This is a genomic window from Clostridia bacterium (assembly GCA_026414765.1).
Taxonomy (GTDB): Bacteria; Bacillota; Clostridia; order Acetivibrionales; family DSM-27016; genus SKW86.
Genome location: JAOAIJ010000008.1, coordinates 1 through 19229 on the forward strand (window position 1 = coordinate 1; position 19229 = coordinate 19229).

At 33.8% G+C, this 19229-nt stretch carries 15 protein-coding genes and 1 pseudogene; 5 read left to right on the forward strand and 11 right to left on the reverse strand.

The features are described from left to right. Positions 1–128: 128 nt before the first annotated feature. The 3 genes and pseudogenes from N3I35_00925 to N3I35_00935 all read right to left on the reverse strand — a co-directional run bounded on the left by N3I35_00925 (position 129) and on the right by N3I35_00935 (position 4629). Positions 129–838 (reverse strand): annotated as a pseudogene (locus tag N3I35_00925) (transposase). Positions 839–1151: 313 nt separating this feature from the next. After that, positions 1152–2744 carry a UvrD-helicase domain-containing protein gene (locus tag N3I35_00930; protein MCX8128649.1) on the reverse strand — a complete coding sequence of 531 codons (1593 nt, stop codon included), beginning with the start codon at positions 2742–2744 and terminating at the stop codon, positions 1152–1154. A gap of 4 nt (positions 2745–2748) precedes the next feature. Further along, entirely contained in the window at positions 2749–4629 is a 1881-nt protein-coding gene (locus N3I35_00935; protein ID MCX8128650.1) for an AAA family ATPase, read from the reverse strand. Positions 4630–4943: 314 nt separating this feature from the next. On the opposite strand from N3I35_00935, the gene N3I35_00940 reads away from it, so the two are divergent. Further along, a complete protein-coding gene (locus N3I35_00940; GenBank protein ID MCX8128651.1) occupies positions 4944–6473 on the forward strand; it encodes a hypothetical protein in 1530 nt (509 codons plus the stop codon). 398 nt (positions 6474–6871) lie between these two features. Here the strand turns inward: N3I35_00940 and N3I35_00945 are convergent, their stop codons facing one another. The 4 genes from N3I35_00945 to N3I35_00960 all read right to left on the reverse strand — a co-directional run bounded on the left by N3I35_00945 (position 6872) and on the right by N3I35_00960 (position 9707). Then, positions 6872–7840 (reverse strand): aminoglycoside phosphotransferase family protein, encoded by a 969-nt coding sequence (locus tag N3I35_00945; protein ID MCX8128652.1) that lies wholly within the window; start codon positions 7838–7840, stop codon positions 6872–6874. 391 nt (positions 7841–8231) lie between these two features. Then, the gene (locus tag N3I35_00950) at positions 8232–8489 is read right to left on the reverse strand and encodes a hypothetical protein (protein ID MCX8128653.1); all 258 of its coding nucleotides are present in this window, start codon (positions 8487–8489) and stop codon (positions 8232–8234) included. Positions 8490–8736: 247 nt separating this feature from the next. After that, positions 8737–9204: a cytochrome b/b6 domain-containing protein gene (locus tag N3I35_00955; protein MCX8128654.1), complete on the reverse strand. Its 468-nt coding sequence runs from the start codon at positions 9202–9204 to the stop codon at positions 8737–8739. Further along, a complete protein-coding gene (locus N3I35_00960) occupies positions 9204–9707 on the reverse strand; it encodes a hypothetical protein (protein MCX8128655.1) in 504 nt (167 codons plus the stop codon). The genes N3I35_00955 and N3I35_00960 overlap by 1 nt, the downstream gene beginning before the upstream one ends. 528 nt (positions 9708–10235) lie before the next feature. On the opposite strand from N3I35_00960, the gene N3I35_00965 reads away from it, so the two are divergent. Further along, positions 10236–10898, forward strand: coding sequence for a hypothetical protein (locus N3I35_00965; protein ID MCX8128656.1), 663 nt, complete (start codon positions 10236–10238; stop codon positions 10896–10898). Positions 10899–10957: 59 nt separating this feature from the next. Here N3I35_00965 and N3I35_00970 read toward each other — a convergent pair whose 3' ends face one another. Next, positions 10958–11401: a phage tail protein gene (locus N3I35_00970; GenBank protein ID MCX8128657.1), complete on the reverse strand. Its 444-nt coding sequence runs from the start codon at positions 11399–11401 to the stop codon at positions 10958–10960. A gap of 281 nt (positions 11402–11682) precedes the next feature. After that, positions 11683–13698, reverse strand: a complete 2016-nt coding sequence (locus N3I35_00975) for a M4 family metallopeptidase (protein MCX8128658.1) — start codon at positions 13696–13698, stop codon at positions 11683–11685. Between the two features lie 190 nt (positions 13699–13888). Between N3I35_00975 and N3I35_00980 the strand changes: the two genes are divergently transcribed. The 3 genes from N3I35_00980 to N3I35_00990 all read left to right on the forward strand — a co-directional run bounded on the left by N3I35_00980 (position 13889) and on the right by N3I35_00990 (position 16302). Further along, entirely contained in the window at positions 13889–14512 is a 624-nt protein-coding gene (locus N3I35_00980; protein ID MCX8128659.1) for a DUF6385 domain-containing protein, read from the forward strand. A gap of 118 nt (positions 14513–14630) precedes the next feature. Then, positions 14631–15482, forward strand: coding sequence for a DNRLRE domain-containing protein (locus tag N3I35_00985; GenBank protein ID MCX8128660.1), 852 nt, complete (start codon positions 14631–14633; stop codon positions 15480–15482). 79 nt (positions 15483–15561) lie between these two features. Then, on the forward strand, positions 15562–16302 hold the full coding sequence (locus tag N3I35_00990) for a DUF6385 domain-containing protein (protein MCX8128661.1): 741 nt from the start codon (positions 15562–15564) through the stop codon (positions 16300–16302). 163 nt (positions 16303–16465) lie between these two features. On the opposite strand, the gene copZ is transcribed toward N3I35_00990, so the two are convergent. Further along, complete coding sequence (gene copZ / locus N3I35_00995; protein MCX8128662.1) at positions 16466–16681, reverse strand: copper chaperone CopZ; 216 nt, start codon at positions 16679–16681, stop codon at positions 16466–16468. A 23-nt stretch (positions 16682–16704) separates the two neighbouring features. Next, complete coding sequence (locus tag N3I35_01000; protein ID MCX8128663.1) at positions 16705–19203, reverse strand: heavy metal translocating P-type ATPase; 2499 nt, start codon at positions 19201–19203, stop codon at positions 16705–16707. Positions 19204–19229: the final 26 nt, after the last annotated feature.

The window sequence follows — 19229 nt, forward strand, 5'->3', positions numbered from 1 at the left end:
ATTTGATTGTTGTTTGCATGTCTACCTCCAACATAATTAAAATTTCCCCTTTCAAAGGAGTTTACAGCAAACATTGTTTCCAAATTATGCTGGATACTTTTCTCCGTCAAAAGTGGATACTTTAATTATGCCAGTGACACACGTGTGACTTCATCAATTACCGTCAACACACGGAAACGATTTGAAGTAGCTGTAGCATCCGATACAAAATCTAATGACCACCTTGTGTTTGGAGCTATAAATGCAGCTTCTGGCTTTCCTCTTTTTTCAGAGGGACATTTCTTCTTGCGTTTGCGGATAGAAAGCCCTTCCTCCTTGTAAAGCCGGAATACTTTTTTGTGATTAATATGCATTCCTTCCCGCAAGAGCAATATATGTAACCGCCTGTAACCAAAACGCTTCCATCGGGTTGCAAGCTCTCCGAGCCTTTGCTTCAGCAAACCATCTTGTGACTCCTTGGTAGACTTATATCTTTTGCTTTTCCTATTCAATCTTAACAGCCTGCACACATGACGTTCACTAACGTCAAAAGTATTCTGAAGACTTTCTGCTGCTGCTCTTTTGCGTGCAGGCTCTACAAGTTTTTTTCAATGACATGTTGGAGCATCTGCTTGTCCAAGGTAAGTTCAGCTACAAGCTGCTTAAGTCTACGGTTCTCGTCCTCCAACTGCTTAAGCTTTTTGGCATCACTTGCTTCCATTCCGCCATATTTTGATTTCCAGCGGTAGAAGGTTTGTTCTGAGATTGTATGTTGCCTAACTAAATCCGCAACCTTGGCCCCCTTCTCTTGCTGCTTAAGAATTGCTATGATCTGCTCCTCTGTAAACCTTTTTTTCATCGTTCTTTCCTCCCGGATAATATTAATTATATCATCCGGACTAACTTTGTGAATGGTATACTTTTAGGGGAGCAGGTCATAGGCACCATCTTATTATGCGCTTACGATCATACTCAAGATCACTAAACAGCCGGACATTTCTTTTTAATTTAGGGCTATATACTTCCCAATAGTTACTTCCATAATGACTTCCTCTTTTCATCGGTAAAGGTGTATACATAAAAACCCCACTTTGCAAAATTATTCTATAATAATTTTAGCAATTATGGGGTTTCTGTATACGAGTAAATAATGGCAGTATATGAATATTTGCTCAAATAACATCTTTATTTATATTTGTTTGTCCTGAAGTAACTGTTTCTTTTTTCTTGCACTTATACATAAAAACATCTAAATCGTTTAATCTATTAACTACCTGCTCATTTATTTCTTCCTTGCAGGCAATGCAAAGGAATTCCTTTGCTCTACTAAAAGCTACATATCCAAGTCTGCAAGTATCCGTAGACTCTTTCATGCGATTTTTAATATTTGTTTCTAGCCATTTCATTAATTCCTTCGTATTTGAAGCAACAACCAATACAGCATCTGCTTGCAAACCTTTTGATTTATGAATTGTAAGAAATGAATCTTTATAATCATCGCATTGATATGTAATCTGCTTGTCCTCCATAGCTATTACATTTTTTATTTTTTTAATATAGGTGCTTGTAATATCTGATATCCTTAGTTTAGTAACCTTTTCTCCGGAGATTGTATTATTTGCTAAACCAAATTCTTTTTCTATATAACTAATAACTTTAGCTTCTGTTATTGTCTTATCGGTTTTAATTAAGTAAATAATCCTTAAACATTTTTTTCTTAATTCTAATCGTTCATATTTGAAATATTCACATAAATCCAATTTATTTACACTGTAAAGAGAAGAAATATATTCTTCAGTAATACTAATAACACTAGTTTTTTGTTCAAGTTTGTAGCTTTCACTTTTCTTATATCCAATAAATGCATTATTTTTGTAAGCTAAAAAAAATCTTTCTACTGGTTTGTTTTCACAGAAATTTTTATTCATACATAGTTCATTAAAGTCACTAATAATTTTGTCAACTGATGTACTTGTTATAAAACATACTCTATTTTTTGATGTAATTTTCTCGTTAGAATGAATTTGGGTGACACAAGTATGAAAATTATTAATGAAATTAACAATTGTCTCGCTTGATCTATAATTACAATTAAGACTTTCAACTAAATATACTTTCTTTTTTTGTAACGAGACTATTATTTGTTCCTTTTCTTTGGATGCCTTAGATTCTTTTCTTTGAAAGGACATAATATTTTGTTCAGGGTCACCAACGAAAACAACATGTGTATTATTGCATTTCCTTAAAACATCGAAAATGTTAAATTGCATATTATTTGTATCCTGAAATTCATCGACGAACAAATGTGAAATTCTTTTGCAAAATCTCTCTTTCACAACTTCGTTTTCTAAAATTTTTACTGCTAACGATATAATTTGGTCATAATTTATAATTCCCTTTTCACGCAAACGTTTAATAATTGCGTTTTTTCTTATGTAATAATCATTTGCTTTGGTGTTAAGTTCTAATTCGTAATCAGAAATAATTATTTCACTTGGTATTAGCCCTATTACACCTCCATACGGTTTAATTAAATAATTAATTAAAAAGCTATGAATTGTACCAATAAAGATATTTTCAGTTATACTAACTTCCATTTCTAAACGTTCTCTAATATCATTTGCTGCAGTATTTGTATATGTAATAACTGCAAGAATTTTATTAGGATAGAGTTCACCAATCGCCTCTTTGACTCGTTTAATAATTTCTGTTGTTTTTCCTGACCCTGCGGCAGCTATAATCAAATTTCCATTTTTCTGCTTCACTATTTTAGTCCTCCATAACAAATGAAAAAATGTTTTTTATATAATCAGGGACAATAAACCCTTCGCTATTTTTGGTTAATTCCTCTTCAAGGTAAAAAGCGAAATCTGATTTATCATTCTTAATCCTTTCAAAGTACTCATCTACATCGATTTGAGTTCTCCATGATACTGAGAGAGTTTTATGTAATTGAGAGTGTAGTTTCCCAAATACTTTAATTAGCAAATCTTTACCAGCACTTTTTTGGTTATATTTTAAGATTTCTTTTTCAAAAGTTTTCTCATTATACTCAATTCTAATAATGTTACAGTCATATTCCTTTTTTAGACTTTCTGCTCTATTTTCTGATTTTGTGTCCTTATCTTTATCCGTTAAAACTCCACATTTTATAAAGTATCCATTCTTTACGACCTCAAGAAAATGCTTAAAAGCAACTCCATTTACATTTATAACATTACATCCTACACTTTCTAAAGTCTTATGATAAAGGATTTTAAAAAATGTAGGAATTAATATTTGCTCGGAAATGCCTTCTACAAGTATAATTCTTCTGGCAAAAAACATACATGAATTGGTCGCATCTAAATATTTCTTTAAATATTTAATATGTTCTTCTCCTATATTTCCATTTTTAAAACCTGTATTTAAATAATGGTATTTTAATTTTTCACCATCTCTAAATAACACAACTAAATTATCAAAATCAAGTGAAGTAGTTACGTGAGTTGAATGTGAAGTTATTAGAATCTGTGTGTCTTTTTGTTTATTATTCAAACTCTCGTTATCAGAATATAATTCTTCTATTTTGCTTAGATTACTTGCCAAGTGCTTCTGAAGATGTGGGTGAAGATGTGCTTCTGGCTCTTCAATACCTATAACTCGAAACGCTAACTTTAATTTATTATCTGTATGAGAAGCCAATTGGGATAATATAAGAGAAATAAAAAGTAAGTTGTTTTTTCCAAGGCCATTTCTATCAATTGATATAGGCTCTTGTCCATATATGAGACATAGTTTTTTTATTATTTCACTTACTTCAGGAGAAGAAAAATTGAAATCTATTTCATTATCTACTCCACTATAAGATAAAGAAAATTTATTTAAAAATCTAACCAACTCTTGTCTAATACTTCTTAATTTTTTATTTTCTTTAATATGTGTATTTAACTCTTCCAATAAAGCTTGAATGTCTGCAAAATCACTTCCATAATCTCTATTAATGATTCGGTAAAGAATCTTATACTCACCATTAGCAACCAATTCTTTTTTAGCGTCTCTAAGTGCGTCAAGAATTTCTAACTTAAGCAACTTAAGAAAGTAAGGCTCGCATTTATTTGTTACAGAATCCCCACCATAAATTAAATATTCATATTGCTCAATTGGAAACTCTACATATTCAAATAACTTTTCCTTAGGAATACCAACCAAACCTTTAAGTATTTCAATCTGCTGCTTTAACCATTCAGTTTTCTTAAATCCATTTCTAGGTCTAAATAAATATGTCAGTTTTGCTTTAGTAAGTGTATTCTCATAGAACCAATCACCAACAACAGCTAATTGATCATCATTCATATCATCAAGTATTATCTGAACTTTAACTTCAGGGAAAACAATTTTTGTAGCAATATCATCAATAGCCTTATTAATATTATCAGCAATCTGCTTTTTGAATTTTTCTTTAGTTTTATAGTTAATATCCTCAATATCTAACATTCTCTTTTTAAGCATTGTAATATCTTGACTAATAATTAAGCCTATTGAATCTAATAAATTTGATTTTCCAATATTGTTTTCACCAATAATCGCTGTAAATGGCTTTAAAGGAATAACAAATTCATTTTCACTAAAATTCCGATAATTCTTAATAGTCAATTCAGAAATATACATGATATCACCCTTTACTTTTTTTGTTTCTATGTGTACTACCTTATTGGGGGTTCGATTAAATATGCCATATGGAATACATTTACATTATAATACATAATTCTCCACATTGCTATGTACTGTAATGGATTTTGATAGATGAAAATATAATTATCCGCACTAGAGTTAGTTCTTTTATTTGAGTAGAACTCTAGTGTTGGTTCTATCAAAACAAGTGATAATATGGTATCCTAAGGATATGAATTATAACAAGAGGTTGTAAATATAACCAAATGATGTTGATGGGTTAAATTATCATTCAATAAGAGGTTAGACTTATGTTAATTTCTGAATTTCTTACAAAAAAGTTACTAATAGATGAATCAATATATAGAATCTTAAAGGAAGGTATACCTAATTTTGAATTGAATACTTCATATATTTTAAATGTTGTAAATAGTATAGGTTATTATGAAGTATTATCAGGATTTAAGGATCCATACGAAAGAACTATCCTTTTCTATATTATTAAATATTTAGAAGATCCGATATTTTCATATACATATGAACAGTGGGAATCATTTTGTTCATATTATAGAATTGATATTAGTCCAATAGAAAAGTTGATAACTAGTGATTCTGATTTGGATTTTAGGTTCTTAGTATTTGATGATTCAATAATTGATTTGCATCTACAATTGAAAAGAACAAATATTATTGATGATATGTTTAAGTATCAACTAATCTTACAAAATTTAAGCGAATTAAAGATGGATGCATCACTAGCCAGCCTACAATTCAATACACAATTATATAGAGATATTGCACATTGTGTAACAATGCTTAATGTTAATGTTTCTACGAGAGAGAGTATGGAAAAAGGATATTTTGACAGAAGATTTACTCCACAAGACGAGTCAATAGGAAACATTTCAGCTATTTACGAGGTTTTGTATATAATCCAGGAGTTCTCGTATGATGAAGATAAGGACATGTTAGAAAATCTTTATCATGCTTATAACAATTATATAAAAATTCATATTGATATGATTTTTATTATTTTAAGTTTGCAAGTTATAAAAGTTAGTCCCTTCGCTTCTACTTCTCAAATTAGTATTAGTGAAAAAATAATTCGTACAATAATGAAGTTGCTTAAAGGAGCACGTGTAATTGGAATTTTAAAAAATGATAGATATTTTTGTACTGATAAAGAATGGTTTATGCGAGATGCAGATGATGATACAACTAGATTGCAAATATTATATGAATATTATAACGGTGATCAGTATAGCTTACGCCTAGATTTATCTCATAAAGGCGTTAATTCTTTTCATTTGAACAATTTATCAAAAGGTAAAATTGATTATTTCCCAATAGACAGTAGTCAAATAGAAAAAGTGTACTTATTAAATCATGAGTATAAGGAATGGTTCATTAATTATAATAATGACTTGTTTTTTCTTAAGGATAGATATAAATCATTAATTCATCAAAGTGAACATGAAAAATTAGAAGAAATACTAAAAACAAATAAGCATTTTTTAATCCCTGAACTAGATAATGAAGAAAATGTTCTTAACTTTCTTGATTTTTGGTTAAAGTTCTTCGTTTCATTAGCAAAAGATATGCCAAAGGAAAAAATAAATCCTAATATGATATATTATGAGCGTTTTATCTACGGATTTATTGAGGAGTATTTTTACAGAAGAAAAGTAACTAAAGATTTCAATGAAGGGGATTTTAAATCAAAGATAATTGCTTATACAGTAAGTATAGGGTTATTTGATTCTAGCGAGATAGATATTTTAAAAAATGATTTTTCAGTCACTGAAGTACTTTCTTACATGATTTTGCTTATTCAACAGTAACTAGTGGATGAAATATGTTTGGAAAATATAGAAAAATTTAAATCATACTTATTTCTATATAAAATAGTTTGGTGTTGCATTATGTGAGTAATTTTGCTTCACACACATTTATAAGTGGTAACTTTACTTCAAAAAATAATGAAGTAAAGTTACCACTTAAAGAATTAGTTGTATTTAATATAAAGTTTTTTATCGAGGTATTTTTGTTTCACTGGAGTTGAGATTATTTGTTTAGCTTATCTTCTCTTCTCTTCAATAGTTTCACCAATAAATAATTTTTTGTATTAAGACTTATACAAATACTTTGTGCATATTATGTGCCATTTATGGTTGATATAAATCAATTTTCTGTACTTTGCCAACCTTCTGGCTCGCCGCTGCTGTTTCCAAAAATCATGTTACCCAACAAATAACTCTGCAGAAATTCTGTCTACGTTTTCATACAGCCAATTCATAAGATTGTTGGACAATGTGTTGATGGCTTTGTAAGTAATGGGTACTTCGCTGTATGGAGGTGTAAAGCTGCAAAAACACAAGTAATAATAAAGGAAGTAAGGCATCATTTTTATGTCGTAATCATTCAGAATGAAAGAGGAATGATTGAGATATTCATTCCAATACTTTTTGAATTTTTGCGCGCAAATTTCCCCGTGGCGGCAAAGAGGGTCGGCGTAGGTGTAAGACATGAACACCTCGAAACAAGCAGGGAGAAAAGAAGCAGAAGTCCAATCAATGACAACCAGTTCTCTATTGTTGACAATGATTTGCCCTATGTAATAATCACCATGCGAGTTTACGTAGGTTAATTTGCTTACATTAAAAGAAAAGGTGGATACCCTTTCAATGTGTTTCAGTTTTTCTTCGATTTCTTGTTGTAATTGTTTGTCCTTTGTTTCCACTGCGCTTTCCAGTTTGCCGATATAAAATTGTTTCGCATCCAAAGCAATGGATTTATGGAAAAAACCTCCATCGAAGCCTGTGGGCAATTTAGGATAGTTTTTTAGAACTCTTTGTATTTTTCCTAGCATTTGAGCTGATTTTTCTAAAAACCAGTCGGGAGCAGTGTTGACAGCCAAAGTTTCCCCTTCAATAAATTCTTGTATGTGAAACTGCATTTCCGTTGTCTTTGTCATATAAGTTTCGTGAATTGTCTTTAGAAATTTTGCAACAGGAATGCCATTCTGATGAAGATATTCCGTTATTCGGCCTTCGTTTTCAGTGTTTTCATTGTCAAGGGGAAAAGTTTTCAAAAGGTATTGGCCACGGCTTGTTTCAATAAGATATATTTCTGTGCCGAAATGCTCGTCAATGCGTTTTATATTTTTGATTTCCAGGTCATAGTTTGCTGTGATTATCTCAGTTAACATAATTCACCTCCGTCATTGGTGTTACTTATAGCGCTATATAATTTGAACACATCTACAGGATTGTATGGCTTTCTGCCGGTTTCTTTATTTCTGAGTAGAGAAACCCATTGATTGAATATCCATTCTATCAACTATTGCATCAATTGCTCTTACTTCATTATCAAGGGCAATCATATCATCCAAACACATCGGAAGTGTATTTATCTGATTTCTGTTTTCACTTCTATTGGATTATTCGACAATATTTTTAATTTTCCTTCATCCAATGCAGATTTATCTGATAAATCTCATTTTGAGAAATATTTCATCTTTAATTGACTTGTACAGGAGCGTCAAAATTTCTAGAGTCTCAGAGGGCGGAACAGGCAGCCGTCGCTCCCTATTTCATGGGTTAGGAGATGTGGGTTGTCAACCATCTAGATTCTACGCTATCTGCCTCTTCTAATTTTCTCAGCTTAAAATACCCATAATCAGCTAATGGTTTAATATCTTCAATAAGTATTTTTCTTGCCTCATCCAAAACCCATTTCAACTTCGGATCATCTTCATTAGATATATTATTTCTATCCGCAGTGTTTTTGGTAAAATACGTATTAAATTCAATGAGATTTACCCCTAATACTCTGGTTGTATCTGCTGTATCAATCACATGATTGTATGGATTAAAGTACGAATGCTTTAATCACCTTCTACAACCATTCTTGTTAACATAATATTCAAAAAAGCATGTACTTGTGAATCCTATTAACTAAGACTTAATGAAATTTTGTCTTTAGAAACAGACTCTATAAAACATCATGCTGCTTGCGGCTAAAAATTAGAATCATTAACCATATAGATTTAAAATAGAAAAGCAGGAATATCTCCTGCTTTTCTAACTACCATATCCTATGTTTTCACCTCTTGATTTCTGTCTTCTTCGGCCAAATCAGTGCGTGACATTTCTTGTATATATGCCATATCACACTTGCCAATGCAATGTATGAAATGTACTCATGCATGATTAGTGCGAATCCAGCATACACCATATTGAACTCTTCACAGATCCATATGATGGCGCCAGTAATAATTAGTATGTGAGTTGTTATAAAGGTAAACAGCTGATAACCGCTTCTTCCGAATATGAACCATGCAAGGGGATTTGTGTCTTTCTTTATATTTCTGTATACTTCATAAGCATTAGATATAAAAGTCAGGATTACGAAAATTGCTGCTGCAATGCGATGAATATAATCTGCGGTTGCATAATCGAAGTTCAGAAGCCATCCATATTTTGCTCCCACCATACTGAACCCGCTAAGTGCAAGTAGTGACCATACAATTGCCCAAAGCCAGTGCATAACAAAATCAAAGCGGATGTTCATTATGCTTCAGCTCCTTTTTCAGTACCACAGTTCGGGCAACATTTCCACTCAGTGTTTAGTTCTTTACAACAGAATCTGCATTCTTCCTTAAGTTTCTCACCACAAAAAGGACAGAACTTGAATTCACCTGTTGTTTCTGTATTGCATTTTTTGCATCTTATCATGTACTTAGCTTCTACCTTGAAGGTAGATACTGCATTAATTGATTCTTTTGAATAATTCTGCTTGATGTACATAACTGAACCAATAACGGTACCTAGTATGAATATGAAGAGTAAAAACTTGAGTAGTAATGTAATCAGTTCTGATAATCCTATACCATATCCTGCACTTACCTCCATCCCATAAGTGTTACCAAATCCAAGCATGCCTCCAATGAGTATATATATAAGTCCTGCTACAAGGATTAATGCAAATACAACTGTAGTCCATTTGAGAAAAGTGTCTTTCTTTATCGAGTCAAGTAGCTTTAGTATCGGATCGGTTTTTATTGTTTCCCACATGATCTCTCCCCCATTTCTATGCTGCATCTTACCCTTTTGTCGACAATTCTTGCCAGTTATTGGTCCGAATCTTCTTTGGTGCTTTCATACTATCTCATCATATGGTGGACTGCTACTCCTGCTACACCCAATACCACTACTACAGCTATTACAGCAAGAATAATTATTGTTTTTTTACTCATTATGTATCACCCTTTCTCAAATACCTTAATAACTTTCTTTATAGAACAATCCTAATAAAACAGTGTGAAGATTTTATGAAGATTCGGCATTTCGGCAGAAAAACTATTGTATGAATAATCCACTGGGCAAAAGATAACATTATATTTGAAATCGTAGACATTAATATAAGCCATGTTATTGAGGTAATAATAATTATGCAACGTAATACAAAAAACATAGAAAATAAACTGAAAGAACTTTTAGAAACCAATGCTGATTATGGATTATTTTATACGAAGGAGCGAAATTCAACATATCGCATGGCTCATGGTAGGAGAACCTTCTGCCAGAGAAGTGATATCAGTGATGCCAAGAGGAGAAAATATCGCAGGTAACTACCTCTTCATGAAGTTTGGCCAAGGGGTACAACCGCAATTTGTGAATATCACCGAGACTCATGAAGTCTTTGAAAATCTCAATATGCCGGGAGTAAGTATTTCGTGTCCCATTATTGAAGTGAGAAATGAAAACTTTGTCGCTGAAAGAACAGCACTTTTTCAAGAAGGAAAACCTGAAAAGATATTAGATATGGATCAAACAAGAATCCTAAACATCTTGGAAAATGGACTTAGTGTAGGGTATGTTACCACCAAAGTTGACAATAATAAGCCCGTTGGCATAAGAATCCAAAAAGCTGTAGGGAAAATATCCCTTAAAGAAAAATCTGAGGACAGCTTCATTTGCAATATCAGTATCAAAGTTGCAGCATTATTAGAAGAAACCTCAGATACAAATTATAAAAGTGAAATTCTTGAAAAAAATTTCGAAGATGTATTCACTGAAAATACATTGAGGCTTATGAAGGATTTACAATCAAATGCTTTAGATCCTCTGGCTCTTCAAGTAAAGTATTGGGCTAAACATCCAGAATATAACTTCGGAAAGGATTGGCTAACAGAAATATACCCTAAAATCCAATTTAATGTAACCTCAAAGGTGAAAATATTGCAGCCGCAGATACTTAAATAGAGATTAATGAAAGCAGAAAAACAGTCGCCGAATTAGCTTTTAAATATTATTAAAAATTTTTATTTTATCCTTGTTATCCCTTCATGATTCAACTCCAGCATCTCTATTAATGTACAGTTTTCACATGGTGTAAACTCTGAAAGGCTATACTTGACCGGCCATGTTTCCCTTACCTGCCAAAAAGCAACTTCTTCATTACCTGCTTCACCATATAACTTAATGGCTAAGTCATATCTTACTGGGTTTTCTTGAGTTGCGTGACTGATAGCCCAACTTAACATGTCCCTGTCGGTTATTAAACCCCTTTTTAAAGTTATGTTTCCATACTTTGATAAACTGGGAAATTTCCTCGTAATAGGCATCTCTTCATTACCAATGCGGTTGTGGAAAGAATTAAGCTGTATTTCAAATCCCATAACTTCTGAAAATTCGCCGATTTTCACACCATTATGTTCAATAGAAAACCTGAAATTCCTATATATATCTTTTCGTTCTTTTAACATCTTTTTTCCCCTTTCAATTAACTATATACCTTAACTAAACAACAAAACAACAGACTAAAAATATTTATTTATTATTATTATACTCAAAAATAACAATATCAGAAATAATTTCCAAGCATTATATTTTATGGTATTTAAGATTAATTAAACATATAGTTTAAATATGCAGAATTGTTAAATGGAAAGATAGGAACCAGAGTATATTTTAGGAAATATTCTACTTTAGAAGCCCCAATCTTATGGATTGAGGCTTCTTTGAAAAACACTTTTTTATAAAATTATCACTGGAATGTAGCTTTTAAATTGTATTTTGTAGTAGTGCTATAGACTCCATTATACCCTTTAACCAATATAAAATAAGTCCCTGTATAACTGGCAGTATAGCTTATGCTTTCTGAAGTAGTACTGCCATATTCTGATCTTGCCACTACTGTTCCACTGCTGTTATAAAGGTATAAATCATAGTCCTTAGGGAGATTGGTCAGATTTACGGATATTGATTTTCCGCTGGATGCTGTTAATTTATAAAAATCAACATCGGCAGATGACGCTATATATGAACTGTAAGTAGTACCTGATATTATAGGATATGCCTGTGTTGAGGTATTGTTAGGCTCATAAGGATCATTGACGGCTACAACCCCTACAGAGTTGAACGCATTATTTACAGCTATAACTTCTGCACTTGCTGATCCGTATAAATCTGTAGCAGCTGAAACAAGTGCGTTTCTTGCCGCAAGAAAATCCGTATTTGCTGTCATATAGCTATTGAGAGCTCTATAGTATATACGTGCTGTCTTTTCACATCCTATACTTTGAGCTACAAGGAAAGCTGCCTTGTTTGGAATACCGCTATTAGTATGAACACCCCCATTATCGGATGAAGTTATTACATATCCACTCATGTTGTCAGGTTGACCGTAAAGTTTTGGATTTGACAGACTTCTCATTGCATCTCCGGCTTTCTGTGGGGTATATATCTTATCCCCAACAACCCAATCTGCAGCATTGAAGGTCCATGCTCCCCCATTTTTTACGTTATACTTATCATATGTGTCGATTAAAACACCAAAAACATCAGACATAGACTCATTTAATGCGCCTGACTGATTACTGTAGACCAAGTTTGCAGTATATTGGGTAATGCCATGGGTTAATTCATGAGCAACAACATCCAGATCGCCACTTAAGTATGTAAACTGTGTTCCGTCTCCATCCCCGTAAACCATTTGTGTTCCATCCCAGAATGCATTATTGTAGCTGCTGCCGTAATGAGTTGTTGATACAACACTCATACCGTTATTATTGATACTGTTTCTATTGAATAATAACTTGTAAAAATCATAAACCAGTCCTGAATAATAATGGGCACTGACAGAAGCCTTAAAATTTTCTGTAGTGAAAGTTGTTGATGTGTTTGATACTATTGTTCCTGGTTGGGTCTGTCTATTATTTGCGGTATAAGTTTTTACCTGTCCGGTCATTGGTTTTGTAGTATCTATCATTTGATACGAAGTACTATATTGATATAAATTTAGAGACTTTGTTGTTCCGTCTACCGCTTTTCCACTCCCCGTAACGGCACCATCATACCTAAGATTGCTTTGCTTTTCAATTATCTTTCCGGAACTGGTTTCAACAAATACATCCCAATTAGCTATCTCCGGCTCTGTATAATAGATATTGACCTTATAAACTTCATATGCTGTATTATCCAAAACGATAATCACCTTTTCAGCCTTTGAAACCTTCTTTAAGCCAGTAGAACTAAATTCGTTTTCCGCTATTTTAGCAGCCTCCTCGGGAGTAAGATAGTCATTGTCAAGTTTTGATACTTCTTTTATATCATTCATGACAGATCCGCTTATATCTGTTATTATTCCATCTGAATCTAAGTGCAGAATAAATTCTCTTCCCATCACTGTGCATTGGTTAATTAATTGATTAATCTTTACTTTTGTGTAACCCAGTTCATCTTTTTCTAAAGATAAAACCTTGAAGTTTTGATCCTTGCCTGAGAGTCCGAATATACTTTTGTTTTCTTCAAGATAAGAAAGAACAGCACCTTCACTGATATCCATCCTTTTAGAAAGTTTTCCTGAAAGGTTAACATGTGTTCCGTTATTCTCGTGTATATTAACTTTCAATTCCCCTCCACTTAGCTTACCTATCCTCTCAATGGCGCTGTCTTGAATAACTATATCCGGGGTTGGATCTTTTTTCTTTGCAGAAGCTTGTATAAAGCAGCTAAGCATAAGACATAGAACTAAAATACATGATACTGATTTTCTTTTCACTAGATAATCCTCCATAAAATTAGTAAATAAACAGAGCATCATTTAGGCACCATCATGTCACTCCGTACTATATATATGTATATCCTGAGTAATATAATTATTAATGATTTATTACTATAATTACTAATGTTAAGATAACAATAAACATAAAGTTCTAAAAAGTAACTTTATTGAAGGTTTATTAATATATATGATAGTAAACTTAGTAAAAGGAGTAGATTCCATGGCTGGTGTGGCAGTATACCAAGATTCTCCTGAATGCCTTAAATCCCTGCAATATGGATATGATGGCAACACCCCTAAGATTTTAAGGCTTGACGCTTACGGACGTCAGGTTGTTACAACAGAATCCGGATCATCAATTGAAGTTACTTCTACTGACCTTGATATACGAAACCTTTCAAATACCCAGGATAATGTCGTTGTTTACGGAAATGACGGAACAAGTAATGTTCCGATAAAAACCGATAACTCAGGTGCATTACAGGTTGTATTCTCTAAATCATTTATGAACGCGACTGAAAACGTTACAACTTCAGATTTATACACCGGGACAATTGGTAGAGACACCTCCCTACATACTGTACATACTTTTTTTATAAATAATATTGGAAGCAATCCTGCAATATTTAAAATCCAGATAAGTCCAGACGGAATCCTGTGGATAGATGATGGCGGTGAATTCTCTGTTGATCCCTCGACCGCCAAAGCTGCAAATGCAAACAGATTCGCGCATTACACCCGGATTGCATACAGATCAAACAATTCAAACAGTACGACAAATCTCTCCATAACATTTCAGGCACAATCATAACTTTTTTAGCTCGCTTCATAGCGGGCTTTTTTATATTTTTCATATCAATACTATAATAATTTGCAATTCTAAAAAATAAATATAGTAAATGGGGCAATTTGGAGAGGACTGATGCAACATGGCAAATATTGTGTTTACCCCGGCAATTACAAAGCATTTTTCCAATGTTAATAGTAGAAAAAAATCTGACGGTGGTGTAATATATATAGGTGTCGATGGTAATATAATATATAGAGCTATATGCTACTTTGATACGAATATACTATACAGCGATATTGAATTGGATTCTGCCGTTCTGCGAATGTATGCAAAAGCCTTTGAGGAAAATGTAAAAACCCCTGTAACCCCATACATGGTTACTTCCTCATGGAATGAAGATATGCTTGATTGGGATCATCAGCCATCATTTGAAAGCAGTGTAAAAGGGAATTCAGTCATTGTATCAAAAGATGGATGGTACAAATGGAATATTACCGAAATTATAAAATCCTGGATAGACTATAAACACTTCAATTATGGAATCTTACTGAAAACCGATGAACATAATTCAAACGATATAAAAATGTTTTATTCTCAAAGGAACTATTATTACAGCAGACAGAGTCCTGTACTGGAAATCAGATATAAGTTTAAGAATCCGTTTTCGCTAAACTCAAGAAATTCAATAAGCCTTTTTGAAGAGCATACTACAACTGAAATTTTTATGTATACAACTTGGGTAAATGTTTCTATGTACTCAACATGTACCTACTTTGTGCATAATACAGGGTCAGAAACTGCTACTGTTCATGTTCAAGTAAGTCCGGATAAAAACGCTATTCTCGATGAAGAAGCAATTATTCTGGTAGAACCAGGCTCCACAAAATCAATAAACCCTATGCATTTCAGCTACTTTTGCAGATTAGCCTTCAAATCTTATTTTTTTAGACGTGCAACAGGATTGAAAATATGGTTTCAAGCACAGGTATAAAACAATAAATGTTTTATGGTAACAATATTTAGTTTACAATAATAGAATATTGTATACCATAAAATAAGGAGTTGATATTATGTCAGGTTTGTCAGTATATCAGGACACCCCAGATAATCTAAAGGCACTACAATACGGTTATGACGGGACATCGGCAAAGGTACTAAGACTTGACACTGTTGGCCGTCAATTAGTTACAACAGATACTGGAGATGCGCTTAATGTTGAAGCAACTGATCTGGATATTAGAAATCTTTCAAACACTCAGGATAATATTCTGGTCTATGGTAATGACGGTACAGCAAATAAAGTAGTGAAAACAGATACTTCAGGACGTGTAGTTGTTACAAATGATGCAGGACAAACTGTGGAAGTAAGTGCTACGGATCTTGATATCCGTAACCTGTCAAATACTCAGGACAACATTGTGGTTTATGGAAATGACGGTTCTCAGAATAGGGTTTTGTTAACTGATTCAAGCGGATATTTACAAACCAGGACATCAAAAACCTTCACAAACCAGACTGAAAATGTTACAACAACTGACACTTATACAGGTGCTACGGCAAGGGACATTTCACTTCAAAGCTCCCTGACTTTCTTTGTCAACAACACAGGATCAAACCCTGCAAATGTGAAAGTTCAGATAAGTCCTGACAACACTCTATGGATAGACGATAGCAGTGAATTTACAATTGCAGCTTCTGAAGCAAAAGCATACAGCACAAACAAATTTGCAAACCATGCACGCGTAACCCTAAAGTCTGCAAATGCCGGTTCAGCAACACAGGTTACGGTAATCTATCAGGCACAGTCATAAACATTATTAAAATTTCACTCCCAATTATTTTCCCTTTTTACTTTACTATATATAAAATAGGAGAACTAAGGATATCTACTAATTTTATATATAAAGATATTTATAGCGAAAATAGCTAATAAAAATAGCAGACATATATCTGCTATTTTTATTAGCTATAACTTTACTTTTCTACGTCATAGCCCTGGTCTTCAATAGTGTTTTTGATAGTATCCAGGCTTACTCTTTCTGTATCGTATTCGATCGTTACCTTTTTACTTTTCAAGTCAACGGCTACATTATCTACACCGTTTAAAGCGCTAACTGCCTTTTTGACACTATTCTCACAATGACTGCATGACATACCTTCAACAATCAAAGTTGAAATCTCTTTTGACATAACTATCACCTCGTTGATTATGTTTATTTATTATCCTTTTTAGGATTTTTATACTTCCATTCGGCATTTTTCCATGCTTCCAGATCAATATCCTCTGCTTTTGGAATAGGATTAAAACTCTTCAAGCTTAGCGAATTGGATACAACCGATACAGAGCTGAAAGCCATCGCACCACCTGCAATCATAGGGTTAAGCAAGCCAAAGGCGGCAAATGGAATTCCGATGATATTGTAAAAGAATGCCCAAAATAAATTTTGCTTGATCTTATTCATAGTCTTTCTCGATAATCTGATCGCGGCAGGGATAGTTCTTAAGTCACCTCTCATAAGTGTAATATCCGCCGCCTCGATAGCGACATCGGTTCCTGTACCTATAGCCATACCTATATCTGAAGTTGCAAGGGCCGGAGCATCATTTATGCCGTCGCCAACCATGGCAACTACCTTCCCCTGCTTTTTCAGCTTTTCGACTTCTTCTGCCTTGTTTTCTGGAAGAACTTCTGCTAATACATTACTTATACCTACCTGTTTTGCTATTGCACTTGCTGTCCTTTTATTATCACCTGTTATCATGTATACGTCTATACCCATTTTTAAAAGTTCATCTATAGCTTCCTTTGAATTTTCCTTCAGTGTGTCGGCAACTGCTATAACTGCTTCGAGTATATTGTTTACAGCCATAAGCATTGCTGTTTTTCCTTCATCCTCGAGATTTGCTATTGTTGTTTCTACATCACCCAGATCTATATTTTTCTCTTTCATAAGCTTTCTTGTACCTATATATATAACTTTTCCTTCAATAACAGATTTTACACCTCTACCCGGGATGGCTTCAAATTGTTCTGGATCTTTCAGATTGCCAAAATCCCTCCTGCCTTTTTCATATATAGCCACTCCAAGAGGATGCTCTGATTTCTTTTCAGTTATTGCAGCAAGTTTAAGAGCTTCAGTACCATCCATCTGTCTCAATGTTAATACATCAGTAACTTCGGGCTGACCTTTTGTTATAGTTCCCGTTTTATCAAGCACTACAACATTCAATTTATATGCAGTTTCAAGGTGTTCTCCACCTTTGATAAGAATACCGTTTTCCGCCCCTTTGCCTGTACCAACCATAATGGCAGTTGGTGTCGCCAGTCCTAAAGCACATGGGCAAGCAATTACCAACACAGCTACGGCACTTACGATACCGGATGTAAGATTCCCGGCGCCCAGATACCAAATAAGAAAAGTTATGAGAGATATACCTACTACAACAGGTACAAATATTCCTGAAACCTGATCGGCAATTTTTTGTATGGGTGCTTTTGAACCCTGTGCATCCTCAACCATCTTGATTATCTGTGATAAAGCAGTATCCTTCCCTATTTTGGTAGCCTCAAATGTGAAGGCGCCAAATTTGTTTATGGTTGCACCGATTACCATATCCCCTGTCTTTTTTTCTACCGGGAGGCTTTCTCCTGTAAGCATTGATTCATCAATTGAGGAGTTACCGTCAATAATCTTTCCGTCTACTGGTATCTTCTCACCAGGCCTGACTATAATAACATCCCCTACTTCAACATCCTCTATGGGTATATCTGCCTCTGTTCCGTTTCTTATCACTCTTGCAGTCTTCGCTTGTAGTCCCATTAGTTTTTTAATAGCTTCGGATGTTTTGCCTTTTGCCACAGCTTCCAGATATTTGCCTAAGAGTATCAGTGTGATTATTACTGCAGCTGCCTCAAAGTACAACTCCTTCATCATCATTCCTTCCTTCATCGGCTGGAAAAATGCATTATATATGCTGAAGAAATAAGCAGCAGATGTTCCCATAGCAATTAATACATCCATATTAGCACTTTTTGCTTTTAGTGCATGGTAAGCATTCCTGTAAAATCTTGCACCTATTATGAATTGGACTGGTGTCGCTACAATAAGCTGAAAGTATTCATTGTGTAAAAAAGCAATATCGATATTCAAAAGCGTAAGAAGCATTGCCATTATCAGAGGAGCACTTAAGACAGCTGATACTATAAGCTCAGAACGCAGTCTTTTTATCTCTTTCTCCCTTTGTTCTTTCTCCTTGTCCTGACTGATTTCCTCTGCACGTTCAGCTTTATAGCCTAAAGATTCGATAGCTTTTATGATGTCAGCAATCTTAATTTTCTTACTGTCATATTCCACTGAAGCCTTTTCTGCTGCAAGATTTACTGCTGCCCTTGATACTCCGTCAAGTTTTGAGAGTTTCTTTTCTATCCTTGCAGCACAGGCTGCGCAAGTCATTCCTGAGATACTCAGTATAACTGATGCGTGGGAGATATCATTTTCCTTTATAGTTTCATATCCCAGTTTTCTTACAGTCTCCTCTAGCATCTCAGTATTCACCTGGGCATCATCAAATTCTATAGTTGCCTTCTCTATGGCAAAATTAACGGTTGCATTCTTTACGCCGCCGAGCTTATTTAGACCCTTTTCAATCCTTGCAGCACATGCTGCACAAGACATTCCAGAAATTTTTATAATTTCTTTACGTTCCACTATCCATCACTTCCTTATTTTTTCTGTTC

What these genes read in the sequence shown, in the direction of transcription:
- N3I35_00990 (MCX8128661.1), top strand. Translation starts at nt 15,562, where the DNA reads ATGTCAGGTTTGTCAGTATATCAGGACACCCCAGATAATCTAAAGGCA.
- N3I35_00985 (MCX8128660.1), top strand. Translation starts at nt 14,631, where the DNA reads ATGGCAAATATTGTGTTTACCCCGGCAATTACAAAGCATTTTTCCAAT.
- N3I35_00935 (MCX8128650.1), bottom strand. Translation starts at nt 4,629, where the DNA reads ATGTATATTTCTGAATTGACTATTAAGAATTATCGGAATTTTAGTGAA.
- N3I35_00965 (MCX8128656.1), top strand. Translation starts at nt 10,236, where the DNA reads ATGCCAAGAGGAGAAAATATCGCAGGTAACTACCTCTTCATGAAGTTT.
- N3I35_00945 (MCX8128652.1), bottom strand. Translation starts at nt 7,840, where the DNA reads ATGTTAACTGAGATAATCACAGCAAACTATGACCTGGAAATCAAAAAT.
- N3I35_00955 (MCX8128654.1), bottom strand. Translation starts at nt 9,204, where the DNA reads ATGAACATCCGCTTTGATTTTGTTATGCACTGGCTTTGGGCAATTGTA.
- N3I35_00940 (MCX8128651.1), top strand. Translation starts at nt 4,944, where the DNA reads ATGTTAATTTCTGAATTTCTTACAAAAAAGTTACTAATAGATGAATCA.
- N3I35_00960 (MCX8128655.1), bottom strand. Translation starts at nt 9,707, where the DNA reads ATGTGGGAAACAATAAAAACCGATCCGATACTAAAGCTACTTGACTCG.
- N3I35_00970 (MCX8128657.1), bottom strand. Translation starts at nt 11,401, where the DNA reads ATGTTAAAAGAACGAAAAGATATATATAGGAATTTCAGGTTTTCTATT.
- copZ (MCX8128662.1), bottom strand. Translation starts at nt 16,681, where the DNA reads ATGTCAAAAGAGATTTCAACTTTGATTGTTGAAGGTATGTCATGCAGT.
- N3I35_00980 (MCX8128659.1), top strand. Translation starts at nt 13,889, where the DNA reads ATGATAGTAAACTTAGTAAAAGGAGTAGATTCCATGGCTGGTGTGGCA.